Genomic DNA, 13,036 nt, shown 5'->3' with positions numbered 1-13,036 from the left:
GTACGCCCGGCGGGGGCGGCAGCCGGCGCGCTGCCGCCCCCGTTCGGCACGCCGGCCCGGCGGCGCCGCGCTACCGTCGGTGGCATGAGCGTCAGAGCCGTGGTGTGGGACGTGGACGACACCCTCTTCGACTACACGACCGCCGACCGCACCGGCATGCGCTGCCACCTCGCCGCCGAGGGCCTCCTCGCGGCGTACGACGGTGTCGAGCAGGCCCTCGTCCACTGGCGGACGACCACCGACCGGCAGTGGGCGCGGTTCGCGGCCGGGGAGGTGTCTTTCGAGGACCAGCGGCGCGACCGGGTCCGGGACTTCACCGGCCGCGACCTGACCGACGCCGAGGCCGACGCCTGGTTCCAGCGCTACCTGGGCCACTACGAGGCCGCCTGGACGCTCTTCCCGGACGTCCTGCCCGTCCTGGACGCCCTCGCCCGCAGCCACCGGCATGCCGTGCTCTCCAACTCCAGCCTGCACGTCCAGGACCGCAAGCTGCGCGTGCTCGGGGTCCACGACCGCTTCGAGACCATCCTGTGCGCCGCCGAACTGGGCGTCGCCAAGCCCCGGGCAGCCGCCTTCCGGGCGGCCTGCGACGCACTCGGCCTCGCCGCGCACGAGGTCGCGTACGTCGGTGACCACCCGGAGATCGACGGGCGCGGCGCCGCGGAGGCGGGTCTTGTGTCGGTGTGGATCGACCGGGGCGGCGTGTACGCCACGCTCGAGCCCCCTCGCGGGCCCCACCGCATCGCTTCGCTCGCCGAACTCCCCGCGCTTCTGGGCGCCGATACTCGTTTTGGAGCCCCGTCCACCTTCGGGTAATGTTCTTCCTGCGCCGCGGGAAGCGGGCCGGAAGGCCGGATACCCGGAGCGTACAACTAGAACAAAATCCCCTCAGGGGCTTGCGTTCCAGTGGCCTATGGTGTAATTGGCAGCACGACTGATTCTGGTTCAGTTAGTCTTGGTTCGAGTCCAGGTAGGCCAGCTCGCAGAGCTCATCTGCATCGCGGATCACATCCGCAAGCCCCCGTTGTGTAGCGGCCTAGCACGCTGCCCTCTCAAGGCAGTAGCGCCGGTTCGAATCCGGTCGGGGGTACGGATCCTTCGGGATCAGGGCCCCCGTTGTGTAGCGGCCTAGCACGCCGCCCTCTCAAGGCGGTAGCGCCGGTTCGAATCCGGTCGGGGGTACTCAGAGGTCTAAACCACCTTTGGTCTATGGTGTAATTGGCAGCACGACTGATTCTGGTTCAGTTAGTCTTGGTTCGAGTCCAGGTAGACCAGCTCGGACCTGCGGAAACGCAGAGTCCACGCCCCCGTTGTGTAGCGGCCTAGCACGCCGCCCTCTCAAGGCGGTAGCGCCGGTTCGAATCCGGTCGGGGGTACGAGACGATGGCTCTCCGCCTCAGCGAAACCTCGCTGAGGCGGAGAGCCATTTTTCGTCTCCGTCCGCGGGTGCGCGGTGGGGTGATCGCGCAGTTCCTCGAACTGCTCCTGATCGAGCGACGTGCCCCGGGTGCCCGTGTGGCCGCGCTGTGCGTCGACCGCCGGTTGGACCTGCCGCGGCGCTGAGGCCGGCCAAACCGACGGGCTACGAGATGTCCTGGTCGTCAGCCTGAGCGGCGCAGGGCTTCCGAGAGGCGACCTGCGGCGTCGATGACCGCCTGGGCGTGCATGCGGCCGGGATGCCGGGTCAGGCGCTCGATGGGGCCGGAGACAGACACGGCGGCCACCACGCGATTCGAGGGGCCGCGCACCGGAGCGGAGACCGATGCCACGCCGGGCTCGCGCTCGCCGATCGACTGGGCCCAGCCGCGGCGCCTGACACCCGACAGAGCCGTCGCCGTGAAACGGGCGCCCTGCAGGCCGCGGTGCAGCCGCTCGGGCTCCTCCCAGGCCATCAGGATCTGCGCCGAGGAACCGGCCTTCATCGTCAGCGTGGAGCCGACCGGGACCGTGTCCCTCAGGCCCGACAGCCGCTCGGCGGCGGCGACGCAGATGCGCATGTCGCCCTGGCGGCGGTACAGCTGCGCGCTCTCGCCCGTGATGTCACGCAGATGTGTGAGCACCGGGCCGGCCGTCGCCAGCAGGCGGTCCTCGCCCGCCGCCGCGGCCAGCTCCGCGAGGCGCGGGCCGAGAATGAACCGCCCCTGCATGTCGCGCGCGACCATGCGGTGGTGTTCGAGGGCCACGGCCAGGCGGTGGGCCGTGGGTCGTGCCAGTCCGGTCGCTCCGACCAGACCCGCGAGGGTGGCCGGACCGGACTCCAGAGCGCTCAGGACGAGTGCCGCCTTGTCCAGAACGCCGACGCCGCTACTGTTGTCCATGAAACGATACTTGCGTCTCACTCTGTGAAACGCAAGTTCAATTTCCCGTGGAACCCGCCACTCTGGAAACCACGAAGGCACAGTGGCCCGTGACCAGGGCCCTGGCGGCGGGCGCCCGGGAACAGGGGCGCGGGCGCCGTCTCCTCACAGATCTCTAGTTGGGCCGGCGCACTCCTTGCCGGCCGGAGGGAAAGCGATGGGTAGGACACTCGCGGAGAAGGTCTGGGACGACCACGTCGTCCGGCGCGCCGAGGGCGAGCCCGACCTCCTCTTCATCGATCTGCACCTGCTGCACGAGGTGACCAGCCCGCAGGCCTTCGACGGCCTTCGCAAGAGCGGGCGCACCGTGCGCCGGCTCGACCTGACCATCGCGACCGAGGACCACAACACCCCCACCCTCGACATCGACAAGCCCATCGCCGACCCGGTCTCCCGGGTCCAGCTGGAGACGCTGCGCGCGAACTGCGCCGAGTTCGGCGTCCGGCTGCACCCGCTGGGGGACGTCGAGCAGGGCGTCGTACACGTCGTCGGACCGCAGCTGGGGCTGACCCAGCCCGGTACCACCGTCGTCTGCGGCGACTCGCACACCTCCACGCACGGCGCCTTCGGCGCGCTGGCCTTCGGTATCGGCACCTCGCAGGTCGAGCACGTGCTGGCCACCCAGACGCTGCCGATGTCCCGCCCGAAGACCATGGCGATCACGGTCAACGGCGAACTCCCCGAGGGTGTCACGGCCAAGGACCTGATCCTGGCCATCATCGCGAAGATCGGCACCGGCGGCGGCCAGGGCTACGTCCTGGAGTACCGCGGCGAAGCCGTCGAGAAGCTCTCGATGGAAGCCCGGATGACCATCTGCAACATGTCGATCGAGGCCGGCGCCCGCGCCGGCATGATCGCGCCCGACGAGACCACCTTCGCCTACCTCGAGGGCCGTCCGCACGCCCCCGAGGGCACCGACTGGGACGCCGCCGTCGCGTACTGGAAGACGCTGCGCACCGACGACGACGCGGAGTTCGACGCCGAGGTCGTCATCGAGGCGGCCGAACTGTCGCCGTTCGTCACCTGGGGCACCAACCCGGGCCAGGGCGCGCCGCTTTCGGCGTCCGTCCCCGACCCCGCTTCGTACGAAGACGCTTCGGAGCGCTTCGCCGCCGAAAAGGCCCTGGAGTACATGGGGTTGGACGCCGGGCAGCCGCTGCGGTCCATCACGGTGGACACCGTCTTCGTAGGTTCCTGCACCAACGGACGCATCGAGGACCTGCGCGCCGCCGCCGGGATCCTTCAGAGCCGCAAAGTCGCCGACGGCGTACGGATGCTGGTCGTGCCCGGCTCCGCCCGGGTCGGTCTGCAGGCCGTGTCCGAGGGGCTGGACGTGGTCTTCAAGGAGGCCGGTGCCGAATGGCGGCACGCGGGCTGCTCGATGTGCCTGGGCATGAACCCGGACCAGCTCGCCCCCGGTGAGCGCTCCGCGTCCACCTCCAACCGCAACTTCGAGGGCCGGCAGGGCAAGGGCGGCCGTACGCACCTGGTGTCGCCGCAGGTCGCGGCCGCGACCGCCGTGCTGGGCCACCTGGCCTCGCCCGCCGACCTGTCCGATGCCCCCGTGCCCGCTGGAGTCTGAGAGTCATGGAAGCATTCACCACCCACACCGGCCGGGCCGTCCCGCTGCGCCGCAGCAACGTCGACACCGACCAGATCATCCCCGCCCACTGGCTCAAGAAGGTGACGCGGGACGGGTTCGAGGACGGACTGTTCGAGGCCTGGCGCAAGGACCCGGAGTTCGTGCTCAACCGGCCCGAGCGCCGGGGGGCCACCGTGCTGGTCGCCGGGCCGGACTTCGGCACCGGTTCCTCGCGGGAGCACGCCGTCTGGGCGCTGCAGAACTACGGCTTCAAGGCCGTGATCTCCTCGCGGTTCGCGGACATCTTCCGTGGCAACTCCCTCAAGAACGGCCTGCTCACGGTGGTTCTGGAGCAGAAGACCGTGGACGCGCTGTGGGAGCTGACCGAGCAGGACCCGACGGCCGAGGTGACCGTCGACCTGGAGCGCCGCGAGGTGCGGACCGGGAGCGTCACCGTCTCCTTCGAGCTGGACGAGAACGCCCGCTGGCGGCTGCTGAACGGCCTGGACGACATCTCCATCACGCTCCGGAACGAGGCCGACATCGCCGCGTACGAGGCGAAGCGCCCGGCGTACAAACCGAGCACCGTCCAGGTCTGAGCCGTCGACCCGCCCGGCGCCTGGCACGCGTCCGGCATCGATGGCCGTAACAGGTCGAGTTTCGGCCACTGCGACACCCCGCCGTACCCCCGATCGGCCCGATCGGGGGTACGGCCTTTTTGTGTACCCGAACGGCCCTTCCCGGGGCGCTGGAAGACGCCAACGTCCCACGTTAAGGGGGTTGTTGCCGGGGTAGGCGAGGTTCGTGGACGAGACGGCCCCGGGCGCCGGGCAAGGCCGTTTGCGGCGGCAGTTGCGCCCTGGGCAGGCGACAACTCGCCCCAGATGGCACAATCTGTGCATGGAACACGACGGCCAACTCCAGCTCTATGCGGCGGTCGCGGTCCGACTCAAGGAAGCGCACGCAAAGGTGCGCGCACTGCAAGTCCCGGAGGGCGTACGGATGGCGCTGGCCCGGAAGCTGCTGGTCGTTACGGCCGCGGCCAAGCACGATCTCGCCGACGCGGCAAGGCGTCTGGAGCGGTTCATGACGGACCTCGACGAGGGTCGGCTCCCCGAAGAGGAACGCTGAACAGCCCGAGGCGGCCCGAGTTCGCTGCGGCACAAGGGTGATAAGCCCGTTTCGTGTTTGATTTGCGGTATATATCTGCCTAACGTGCGAAAACGCTAGAACACATTCGTTCCGGCGATGTCTCCGAAGGGGAAGACGTGAACAAGGCGCAGCTCGTAGAAACGATCGCCGACAAGATGGGCGGCCGTCAGCAGGCCGCCGATGCTGTCGACGCGGTCCTGGACGCCATCGTCCGCGCGGTCGTCGCGGGTGACCGGGTCTCGGTCACCGGCTTCGGTTCCTTCGAGAAGGTCGACCGTCCCGCCCGGTACGCCCGTAACCCCCAGACCGGCGAGCGGGTCCGGGTCAAGAAGACCTCCGTGCCCCGCTTCCGCGCGGGCCAGGGTTTCAAGGACCTGGTGAGCGGCTCGAAGAAGCTCCCGAAGAACGACGTCGCCGTGAAGAAGGCACCCAAGGGCAGCCTGACCGGCGGGGCTTCCGCGACGGTCAAGAAGGCCGCCGCGAAGAAGGCCACCAGCAGGACCGCCGCCGCGAAGAAGACCACCGCGAAGAAGACCACGGCCAAGAAGACGACGGCCGCGGCCAAGAAGACCACGGCGAAGCAGGCGCCCGCCAAGAAGACGACGGCGACCGCCAAGAAGACGACCGCGAAGAAGGCCCCGGCGAAGAAGGCGACCGCCAAGAAGGCCCCCGCCAAGAAGTCGACCGCCCGCAAGACGGCCAAGAAGGCCACCGCCCGCAAGAGGTAGGCACCACAGCGTCACTCACGCGACGGGCCGGACTCCGTATCGGGAGCCCGGCCCGCGGCGTGCCGGAAGGGCCGCGGCGTGCGGGGGCCGTGCTGCGGCGAAGGGTGCGCCGCAGGTCAGAACGTCTGCAGTGTCACCAGTGTGATCCGCCGGGACTCGCCCTCGCCGTCCGTCTCCACGCGCACCCGCTGCCCCGGCCGCAGCAGCCTCAGGCCCCCCGCGTCGAACGCCGCCGCGTCGAAGGGCACCGGTGTGCCGTCGTCCAGCAGCACCTGCCCGCTGCGGCTTTCCGGGTCGTACGTGTATGCGGTCGCCTGCATGACGGCAGCCTACTGCCCTGTTATCAGCAACCGCGCGGTGACCGCGGCCGTGTGGGACCCCACGCCCAGCGCGAGTGCCGTACGCAGGTCGTCGCCGGTGTCCACGTCCCGGCGTACCGAATCCACCGCTTCCAGCAGCAGTTCCGTGGCGCCGGACGCGAGGTGGCGGGAGCGGGAGTCGGGGCCGAAGGCCGGCCGCAATTCCCGGCCCGGGGCCGCGGTCAGCAGCGTCGTGCCGATTGCGGCCGCGTCGGCGAGAAAAGCACGGGGGAATTCGGCCGCCGCGTCCAGCACCCGCGCCAATTCCGACGGCCGGAGCGCGGGAAGATCGGCGTTGAGGGCCGCCAGCGGACTTTTGCCGCGTGCTGCCCGTACGGCCGTCGCCGCGTGTGTGAGAGCCGCGTTGAGCCCGGTTCCCGGCTCGTCGGCGACGATCCGGGCGCCCAGCGCGGACAGTTCCCGGCCGGCCCGGGCGTCGTCCGTGACGACTGCCACATCCCGCACCGCGGCGCAGGCCAGCGCGGCGGCCACCGTGTCCTGCGCGAACGCCAGCGCCAGACCGGGCCGCTGCCCGTCGCCCGCCGTGGCCGTGAGCCTGCTCTTGGCGCGCACCAAGGACTTCAGCGGTATGACCAGGGTCCACTGCACCGGCGTTCCGCCCCTCTCCTGTCGCGGCCATTGTCACCCGGTCCATCAGTCGGCGCTGTCGCCGGGGCGTACGGTGTTCTCGACAGACCGACGGCCCGGGGCGACACTTGTGCGGCCCCCCAGGCCCAAGAGGAAGGTGTACGCGTGCCCCGCCGCAGAATCGGCTTCTGGTACCGCTTCGCCGCGGTGATCTGCAAACCGCCGCTGGTGGTTCTGCTCAAGCGGGACTGGCGTGGAATGGAAAACATTCCGGCCGAGGGTGGATTCATCACGGTCGTGAATCACAATTCACACATCGATCCCTTCGGCTATGCACACTTCCAGTACAACACCGGACGGGTTCCGCGTTTCCTGGCGAAAAGCGGGCTTTTCCGTGGGGGATTCGTGGGTGCCGCGATGCGCGGCACGGGGCAGATCCCCGTCTACCGCGAGACGTCCGACGCCCTCAGCGCCTTCCGGGCCGCCATCGACGCCGTGCAGCGCGGCGAGTGCGTCGCCTTCTACCCCGAGGGCACCCTCACCCGCGACCCGGACGGCTGGCCCATGACCGGCAAGACGGGCGCCGCGCGGGTCGCCCTGCAGACCAAGTGCCCGGTCGTCCCGGTCGCCCAGTGGGGCTGCAACGAACTCCTGCCGCCCTACGCCAGGAAGCCCCGTCCCCTGCCCCGCAAGACGCACCGCGTGCTGGCGGGCCCGCCGGTGGACCTCTCGCGCTTCTACGACCAGGAGATGACCGCGGAACTGCTGAAGGAGGCGACGGAGGCCATCATGGCCGCCATCACCCGGCAGCTGGAGGTCATCCGCGGCGAGAAAGCCCCCGAGAAGCCCTACGATCCACGCGAGGAGCGGATGGAGCAGCGGCGCAGGACGTCGACGCAGCCGCGGCACAGGGCAGCACAGGAAGAGGGGCTGGGCACGTGAGCAAGCCGGTCAGGGCCGCCGTTTTCGGCACCGGATCGTGGGGCACGGCGTTCGCCATGGTGCTCGCCGACGCGGGCTGCGACGTCGTGCTGTGGGCCCGCCGCCCCGAACTCGTCGAGGCGGTCAACTCCACGCGCACCAACCCGGACTACCTCCCGGGCGTCCGGCTTCCCGCGCGGGTGCGGGCCACCACGGACGCCGCCGAGGCCGCGCGCGACGCCGACTTCACCGTCCTCGCGATCCCCTCGCAGACGCTGCGCGGCAACCTCGCCGCATGGGCGCCGCTGCTGGCGCACGACACCGTCCTCGTCTCGCTGATGAAGGGCGTCGAACTCGGCTCCGCGATGCGGATGAGCGAGGTCATGGACGACGTGGCGAAGGTCGGCCGGGACCGCATCGCCGTCGTCACCGGGCCCAACCTGGCCCGGGAGATCGCCGCCCGGATGCCGGCCGCCTCCGTGGTGGCCTGCGCCGACGAGGCCGTCGCGCAGCGGCTCCAGGGCGCCTGCCACACGCCGTACTTCAGGCCGTACACCAACACCGACGTGATCGGCTGCGAACTCGGTGGCGCCGTGAAGAACGTGATCGGGCTGGCCGTCGGCATCGCGGACGGTATGGGCCTCGGCGACAACGCCAAGGGCTCGCTCATCACCCGGGGCCTCGCCGAGACCACCCGCCTCGGTGTCGCGATCGGCGCCGACCCGCTCACCTTCTCCGGGCTCGCCGGCCTCGGCGACCTGGTGGCCACCTGCTCCTCGCCGCTGTCCCGCAACCACACCTTCGGCACCAACCTCGGCAAGGGCATGACCCTGCAAGAGACCATCGCCGTCACCAGGCAGACCGCCGAAGGCGTCAAGTCCTGCGAATCGGTACTGGATCTGGCCCGCCGGCACGGCGTCGACATGCCGCTGACCGAGACGGTCGTCGGCATCGTCCACGAGGGCAAGCCGCCGGCCGTCGCGCTGAAGGAGCTCATGTCGCGCAGCGCGAAGCCGGAACGACGCTGAGCGACGGCCGGTACGACGCGAGGGAGCGCCGGTACGACGCCGGGCGGCCGTCGCCCACGACGCCGGGCGACCGTCCGTGGGACGCGCGGCGCGGACGGCCCCGCGAGCGCTGACGCGGGGAATACCAGCGGGTACTCTCGACGCGATATGAGCACCCAGAATCTCCCCCAGAGTCCTGCTCAGCCGCCTCGCAAGCCGCGTGTGGCCGTCGTGTTCGGCGGGCGCAGTTCCGAGCACGGGATTTCCGTGGTCACGGCCGGGGCCGTCCTGCGCGCCATCGACCGGACGAAGTACGACGTCCTGCCGATCGGCATCACCCGGGACGGCCGCTGGGCGCTCACCGCCGACGAACCCGAACGCATGGCGATCGCCGACCGCCGCACACCCAGCGTCGACGAGCTCGCCGAGTCCGGCGAGGGCGGCGTGCTGCTCCCCGTCGACCCCGCCAGCCGCGAAGTCGTCTACAGCGAACCGGGCTCGGTGCCCAAGGTGCTCGGCGACGTCGACGTCGTCTTCCCCGTCCTGCACGGCCCGTACGGCGAGGACGGCACCCTCCAGGGCATGCTGGAGCTGTCCGGGGTGCCGTACGTCGGCTCCGGGGTGCTCGCCTCGGCCGTCGGCCAGGACAAGGAGTACATGAAGCGGGTGTTGACCTCCTTCGGGCTGAGGGTGGGCCCGTACGTGGTGATCCGGCCCCGCGAGTGGCAGCAGGACGAGGCCGCCGCCCGCAGGAGGATCGTGGACTTCGCCGGTGAGCACGGCTGGCCGGTGTTCGTGAAGCCCGCGCGCGCGGGATCGTCGATCGGCATCACCAAGGTCGAGGACCTCTCCGGCCTGGACGAGGCTGTCGCCGAGGCGCAGCGGCACGACCCGAAGATCCTGGTCGAGGCGGCGCTGCGCGGCCGGGAGATCGAGTGCGGGGTGCTGGAGTTCGTGGACGGGCCGCGCGCGTCCTTGCCGGCCGAGATCCCGCCGCCGGACGCGCAGGCGTACTACGACTTCGAGGCCAAGTACATCGACTCGACGCCCGGCCTCGTGCCGGCCCCCCTCACCGACGAGGAGACCGCCGAGGTGCGGCGGCTCGCGGTGCAGGCCTTCGACGCGGCGTCCTGCGAGGGGCTGGTCCGGGCGGACTTCTTCCTCACCGAGGACGGCGAGTTCGTCATCAACGAGATCAACACGATGCCCGGCTTCACGCCGATCTCGATGTACCCGCAGATGTGGCAGGCCACCGGCATCAGCTACCCCGAGCTGGTGGACCTGCTGGTGGGGGCGGCGCTGCGGCGGACCACCGGACTGCGCTGAACCGGCCGGGGTGCGGCCGTACCGGTCCGTGCGCGCGTGACGGAGGCGATCCCCTCGGGGGTCGCCTTCTCGCTGGGTTTCCCGCCGGCCCGCGGTCCCGCCTCAGAGGGTCGTCCGAGGGCGCGGCACAGTATGATCGCCGGGCTTCCCCGGGCCGGGAACCACCGCCGACGCCCAGTCGTCTGCTGAGGAACAGCCCCTGCCGATCAGTCGGGCGAGGGCGGCGGTCCGTGCGCCGGTGACGGACAGAGCACACCGGCCGAGGCGGACGGGGGATCAGAGATGGACGACGGGGCAGGTCAGTGTGCGGGTGATGCCGTCCACTTGCTGGACCTTGGCGACCACCATGCGGCCGAGGGCGTCGACGGTGTCGGCCTGTGCGCGCACAATCACGTCATACGGTCCTGTCACGTCCTCGGCCTGGACGACTCCAGGGATCTTGTTGATCGTCTCGGCGACGGTCGACGCCTTGCCGACCTCCGTCTGGATCAGGATGTACGCCTGTACCACGGAACCTCCAGGGCGGCCACGAGGATCATGTGGGGAAAAGGAACGCCACGGTATCGCGTCGCCGCTCACCGCGGGGAGACCCGCGGGAACCGGCGTGCCCGTGCCGGGGCACCGGCACGAAGGACATCGACGGCCGGCACGGCCGGGACGATGACGACGACACGGACGACCCGCGACCGGCAACGGGCAGGGGCGGAAGGGGAGAAAGGGCAATGAAGGGCACTGTTGGTGAGCTCGGGGAGTTCGGGCTCATCAGGGAGCTCACCTCCCGTCTCACCACGACCCCGGCGGTCCGGGTCGGTCCCGGCGACGACGCAGCGGTGGTCGCCGCGCCCGACCGCAGGGTCGTGGCCAGCACCGACATCCTGCTGGAGGGCCGGCACTTCCGCCGCGACTGGTCGACGGCGTACGACGTGGGCCGCAAGGCGGCGGCGCAGAACCTCGCCGACATCGCGGCCATGGGAGCCGTGCCGACCGCGCTGCTGCTCGGCCTGGTCGTCCCCGGCGAACTGCCGGTGACCTGGCCGACCGAGCTGATGGACGGCCTGCGCGACGAGTGCCAGGTCGCCGGTGCCTCCGTGGTCGGGGGCGACGTCGTACGCGGCGACCAGATCATGGTCTCGATCACCGCCCTCGGCGACCTGCGCAACCAGGAGCCCGTCACGCGGGGCGGCGCTCAGCCCGGTGACCTGGTCGCCGTCACCGGCTGGCTGGGCTGGTCCGCCGCCGGTTACGCGGTCCTGTCCCGCGGTTTCCGCTCACCGCGCGCCTTCGTGGAGGCCCACCGCCGCCCCGAACCGCCGTACCACGCGGGCCCCGCGGCGGCCGGGCTCGGCGCGACCGCGATGTGCGACGTCAGCGACGGACTGATCGCCGACCTGGGGCACATCGCCGAGGCCAGCAAGGTGCGGATCGACGTGCGCTCCGGCGCGATCGACATCCCGTCGCAGATGAACGACATCGGCCAGGCCGTCGGCGTCGACCCGATGCAGTGGGTGCTGACCGGGGGAGAGGACCACGCGATCGTGGCGACGTTCCCGCCGGACGTGAAGCTGCCCGCCCGCTGGAAGGTGATCGGCGAGGTCCTTCACCCGTCGGCGCTGCCCCAGGTGACGGTCGACGGGGCGCCGTGGACGAGCCAGGGCGGCTGGGACCACTTCGGGGACATCGAGCCGTGACCGCCGCCGTGGCTCCGCCGCGGGTGCTGACCGTCGCCGGCTCCGACTCCGGCGGTGGCGCCGGTATCCAGGCCGACCTGAAGACGATGCTCGCGCTGGGCGTGCACGGCATGAGCGTGATCACCGCGGTGACCGCGCAGAACTCCCGCGGTGTCCAGGACGCCTGGGAACTGCCCGTCGAGGCGGTACGGGCCCAGTACCGCAGTGTCGTGGACGACATCGGCGTCCATGCCGTGAAGACCGGCATGCTGGCGTCCGCGGAACTCGTCGAAGCGGTGGCCGGCCTGATCGCCGGGACGGGCGCGCCAGCCGTGGTCGACCCGGTGGGGGTCTCCAAGCACGGAGACCCGCTGCTGGCCGCGTCCGCGCTGGACTCGGTGCGCGGCAGGCTGCTGCCGGCCGCGACCGTCGCCACACCCAATCTGGACGAGGTGGCCCAGCTGACCGGGGTGCGCGTCGAGTCGCCTGACGGAATGCGGGAGGCCGCGGCGGCGGTCCTGGCGTACGGGCCGGCGTGGGTGGTGATCAAGGGCGGTCACCTGCCGGGAGACGCCGTGGACCTGCTCACCGACGGCTCCGAGGAGCACTGGCTGCGTGCGCCCCGGCACGACAACCGGCACACCCACGGCACGGGATGCACGCTCGCCTCCGCCATCGCCGCCCAACTGGCCAAGGGGCAGCCGGTGCCGGAGGCGGTCGCGGCGGCCAAGGAGTACGTCACCGGGGCACTGGCGGCCGGGTTCGCCCTGGGGAGCGGGATCGGGCCGGTGGATCACGGGTGGCGGTTCAGGGGCTGACCCGCAGACGGGACGGGCGGGCGGCCGGTGTGCTGCGGGTCCCGGGCAGAGGGCCGGGGGCGGGAGCACGCGGGGCACGCAAAAAGCCGATCCACCCTGGGGGTGGACCGGCTCAGTGCAGCAACCAGCAGTGGCCGCGCGCTCAGCAGTGCGTCAGCGCGAGACCTTGCCGGCCTTGATGCACGAGGTGCAAGCGTTCACGCGCTTCGGCGTCCCGCCGACCACGGTACGCACGCGCTGGATGTTCGGGTTCCAGCGACGGGACGTACGGCGGTGCGAGTGCGAGATGTTGTTGCCGAAGCCCGGCCCCTTGCCGCAGACGTCGCAGTTGGCAGCCACGGGTCACTCCAAAGACTTCAGATGCACTTACGGTTGATCCCGGCATGCCGGGATCGAAATCTTGAGGCTCGTACGAGCGGTCGAGATCTGAGTGGCGCTGCCGGGGGGAATGGCCCGATCAGATCGGGCAACCGGAGCAGCATACAACGACTGCGCCCGTACAACGAAACTACCACGGCAGCTCAGGGGCCC

At 70.8% G+C, this 13,036-nt stretch carries 15 protein-coding genes and 5 tRNA genes; 15 read left to right on the top strand and 5 right to left on the bottom strand.

The genetic code is table 11. The features are described 5' to 3' along the window. Nucleotides 1-84 precede the first annotated feature (84 nt). From ABZ354_RS17995 to ABZ354_RS17970, 6 genes are all read left to right on the top strand, one after another. Nucleotides 85-816 carry an HAD family hydrolase gene (locus ABZ354_RS17995; RefSeq protein WP_358657738.1) on the top strand — a complete coding sequence of 244 codons (732 nt, stop codon included), beginning with the start codon at nucleotides 85-87 and terminating at the stop codon, nucleotides 814-816. A 91-nt stretch (nucleotides 817-907) separates the two neighbouring features. Further along, a tRNA-Gln gene (locus ABZ354_RS17990) sits at nucleotides 908-979 on the top strand. A 38-nt stretch (nucleotides 980-1,017) separates the two neighbouring features. Next, nucleotides 1,018-1,090: transfer RNA gene (locus ABZ354_RS17985), tRNA-Glu, on the top strand. A gap of 19 nt (nucleotides 1,091-1,109) precedes the next feature. Continuing rightward, nucleotides 1,110-1,182, top strand: a tRNA-Glu gene (locus ABZ354_RS17980). A 21-nt stretch (nucleotides 1,183-1,203) separates the two neighbouring features. Further along, nucleotides 1,204-1,275: transfer RNA gene (locus ABZ354_RS17975), tRNA-Gln, on the top strand. A gap of 28 nt (nucleotides 1,276-1,303) precedes the next feature. Continuing rightward, a tRNA-Glu gene (locus tag ABZ354_RS17970) sits at nucleotides 1,304-1,376 on the top strand. 225 nt (nucleotides 1,377-1,601) lie between these two features. Here ABZ354_RS17970 and ndgR read toward each other — a convergent pair. Continuing rightward, nucleotides 1,602-2,318 carry an IclR family transcriptional regulator NdgR gene (gene ndgR / locus ABZ354_RS17965; protein ID WP_046590279.1) on the bottom strand — a complete coding sequence of 239 codons (717 nt, stop codon included), beginning with the start codon at nucleotides 2,316-2,318 and terminating at the stop codon, nucleotides 1,602-1,604. A gap of 196 nt (nucleotides 2,319-2,514) precedes the next feature. Here ndgR and leuC point away from each other — a divergent pair, with 196 nt between their 5' ends. From leuC to ABZ354_RS17945, 4 genes are all read left to right on the top strand, one after another. Beyond that, a complete protein-coding gene (leuC, locus tag ABZ354_RS17960; RefSeq protein WP_358657736.1) occupies nucleotides 2,515-3,939 on the top strand; it encodes a 3-isopropylmalate dehydratase large subunit in 1,425 nt (474 codons plus the stop codon). Nucleotides 3,940-3,944: 5 nt separating this feature from the next. Continuing rightward, entirely contained in the window at nucleotides 3,945-4,538 is a 594-nt protein-coding gene (leuD, locus tag ABZ354_RS17955) for a 3-isopropylmalate dehydratase small subunit (protein ID WP_358657734.1), read from the top strand. Nucleotides 4,539-4,839: 301 nt separating this feature from the next. Beyond that, a complete protein-coding gene (locus ABZ354_RS17950) occupies nucleotides 4,840-5,070 on the top strand; it encodes a hypothetical protein (protein WP_358657732.1) in 231 nt (76 codons plus the stop codon). A 137-nt stretch (nucleotides 5,071-5,207) separates the two neighbouring features. After that, on the top strand, nucleotides 5,208-5,819 hold the full coding sequence (locus ABZ354_RS17945; RefSeq protein ID WP_358657730.1) for an HU family DNA-binding protein: 612 nt from the start codon (nucleotides 5,208-5,210) through the stop codon (nucleotides 5,817-5,819). Nucleotides 5,820-5,935: 116 nt separating this feature from the next. Here ABZ354_RS17945 and ABZ354_RS17940 read toward each other — a convergent pair whose 3' ends face one another. Together ABZ354_RS17940 and cofC are read right to left on the bottom strand one after the other, a co-directional pair. Then, nucleotides 5,936-6,139, bottom strand: coding sequence for a hypothetical protein (locus ABZ354_RS17940; RefSeq protein WP_358657728.1), 204 nt, complete (start codon nucleotides 6,137-6,139; stop codon nucleotides 5,936-5,938). 9 nt (nucleotides 6,140-6,148) lie between these two features. Further along, complete coding sequence (gene cofC / locus ABZ354_RS17935) at nucleotides 6,149-6,787, bottom strand: 2-phospho-L-lactate guanylyltransferase (RefSeq protein WP_358657726.1); 639 nt, start codon at nucleotides 6,785-6,787, stop codon at nucleotides 6,149-6,151. A 144-nt stretch (nucleotides 6,788-6,931) separates the two neighbouring features. Here cofC and ABZ354_RS17930 point away from each other — a divergent pair, with 144 nt between their 5' ends. From ABZ354_RS17930 to ABZ354_RS17920, 3 genes are all read left to right on the top strand, one after another. Next, nucleotides 6,932-7,708, top strand: a complete 777-nt coding sequence (locus ABZ354_RS17930) for a lysophospholipid acyltransferase family protein (protein WP_358657724.1) — start codon at nucleotides 6,932-6,934, stop codon at nucleotides 7,706-7,708. Continuing rightward, nucleotides 7,705-8,715, top strand: coding sequence for an NAD(P)H-dependent glycerol-3-phosphate dehydrogenase (locus ABZ354_RS17925; protein WP_358657722.1), 1,011 nt, complete (start codon nucleotides 7,705-7,707; stop codon nucleotides 8,713-8,715). The genes ABZ354_RS17930 and ABZ354_RS17925 overlap by 4 nt, the downstream gene beginning before the upstream one ends. Before the next feature lie 147 nt (nucleotides 8,716-8,862). After that, the gene (locus ABZ354_RS17920) at nucleotides 8,863-10,020 is read left to right on the top strand and encodes a D-alanine--D-alanine ligase family protein (RefSeq protein ID WP_358657720.1); all 1,158 of its coding nucleotides are present in this window, start codon (nucleotides 8,863-8,865) and stop codon (nucleotides 10,018-10,020) included. Between the two features lie 276 nt (nucleotides 10,021-10,296). Here the strand turns inward: ABZ354_RS17920 and ABZ354_RS17915 are convergent, their stop codons facing one another. Next, the gene (locus ABZ354_RS17915) at nucleotides 10,297-10,530 is read right to left on the bottom strand and encodes an Lrp/AsnC ligand binding domain-containing protein (protein WP_358657718.1); all 234 of its coding nucleotides are present in this window, start codon (nucleotides 10,528-10,530) and stop codon (nucleotides 10,297-10,299) included. A 212-nt stretch (nucleotides 10,531-10,742) separates the two neighbouring features. Between ABZ354_RS17915 and ABZ354_RS17910 the strand changes: the two genes are divergently transcribed. Further along, nucleotides 10,743-11,708: a thiamine-phosphate kinase gene (locus tag ABZ354_RS17910; protein WP_358657716.1), complete on the top strand. Its 966-nt coding sequence runs from the start codon at nucleotides 10,743-10,745 to the stop codon at nucleotides 11,706-11,708. After that, nucleotides 11,705-12,505, top strand: coding sequence for a bifunctional hydroxymethylpyrimidine kinase/phosphomethylpyrimidine kinase (gene thiD, locus ABZ354_RS17905; protein ID WP_358657714.1), 801 nt, complete (start codon nucleotides 11,705-11,707; stop codon nucleotides 12,503-12,505). The genes ABZ354_RS17910 and thiD overlap by 4 nt, the downstream gene beginning before the upstream one ends. A gap of 153 nt (nucleotides 12,506-12,658) precedes the next feature. On the opposite strand, the gene rpmB is transcribed toward thiD, so the two are convergent. Continuing rightward, on the bottom strand, nucleotides 12,659-12,844 hold the full coding sequence (rpmB, locus tag ABZ354_RS17900) for a 50S ribosomal protein L28 (protein WP_003993230.1): 186 nt from the start codon (nucleotides 12,842-12,844) through the stop codon (nucleotides 12,659-12,661). Nucleotides 12,845-13,036 lie beyond the last annotated feature (192 nt).

It is taken from the genome of Streptomyces sp. NPDC005925, assembly GCF_040638805.1.
Lineage (GTDB): Bacteria > Actinomycetota > Actinomycetes > Streptomycetales > Streptomycetaceae > Streptomyces.
Note: the sequence above shows the minus strand (reverse complement) of the source record. Positions and strands in the feature narration are given on the sequence as shown.

What these genes read in the sequence shown, in the direction of transcription:
- ABZ354_RS17995 (WP_358657738.1), top strand. Translation starts at nt 85, where the DNA reads ATGAGCGTCAGAGCCGTGGTGTGGGACGTGGACGACACCCTCTTCGAC.
- ndgR (WP_046590279.1), bottom strand. Translation starts at nt 2,318, where the DNA reads ATGGACAACAGTAGCGGCGTCGGCGTTCTGGACAAGGCGGCACTCGTC.
- leuC (WP_358657736.1), top strand. Translation starts at nt 2,515, where the DNA reads ATGGGTAGGACACTCGCGGAGAAGGTCTGGGACGACCACGTCGTCCGG.
- leuD (WP_358657734.1), top strand. Translation starts at nt 3,945, where the DNA reads ATGGAAGCATTCACCACCCACACCGGCCGGGCCGTCCCGCTGCGCCGC.
- ABZ354_RS17950 (WP_358657732.1), top strand. Translation starts at nt 4,840, where the DNA reads ATGGAACACGACGGCCAACTCCAGCTCTATGCGGCGGTCGCGGTCCGA.
- ABZ354_RS17940 (WP_358657728.1), bottom strand. Translation starts at nt 6,139, where the DNA reads ATGCAGGCGACCGCATACACGTACGACCCGGAAAGCCGCAGCGGGCAG.
- ABZ354_RS17920 (WP_358657720.1), top strand. Translation starts at nt 8,863, where the DNA reads ATGAGCACCCAGAATCTCCCCCAGAGTCCTGCTCAGCCGCCTCGCAAG.
- ABZ354_RS17910 (WP_358657716.1), top strand. Translation starts at nt 10,743, where the DNA reads ATGAAGGGCACTGTTGGTGAGCTCGGGGAGTTCGGGCTCATCAGGGAG.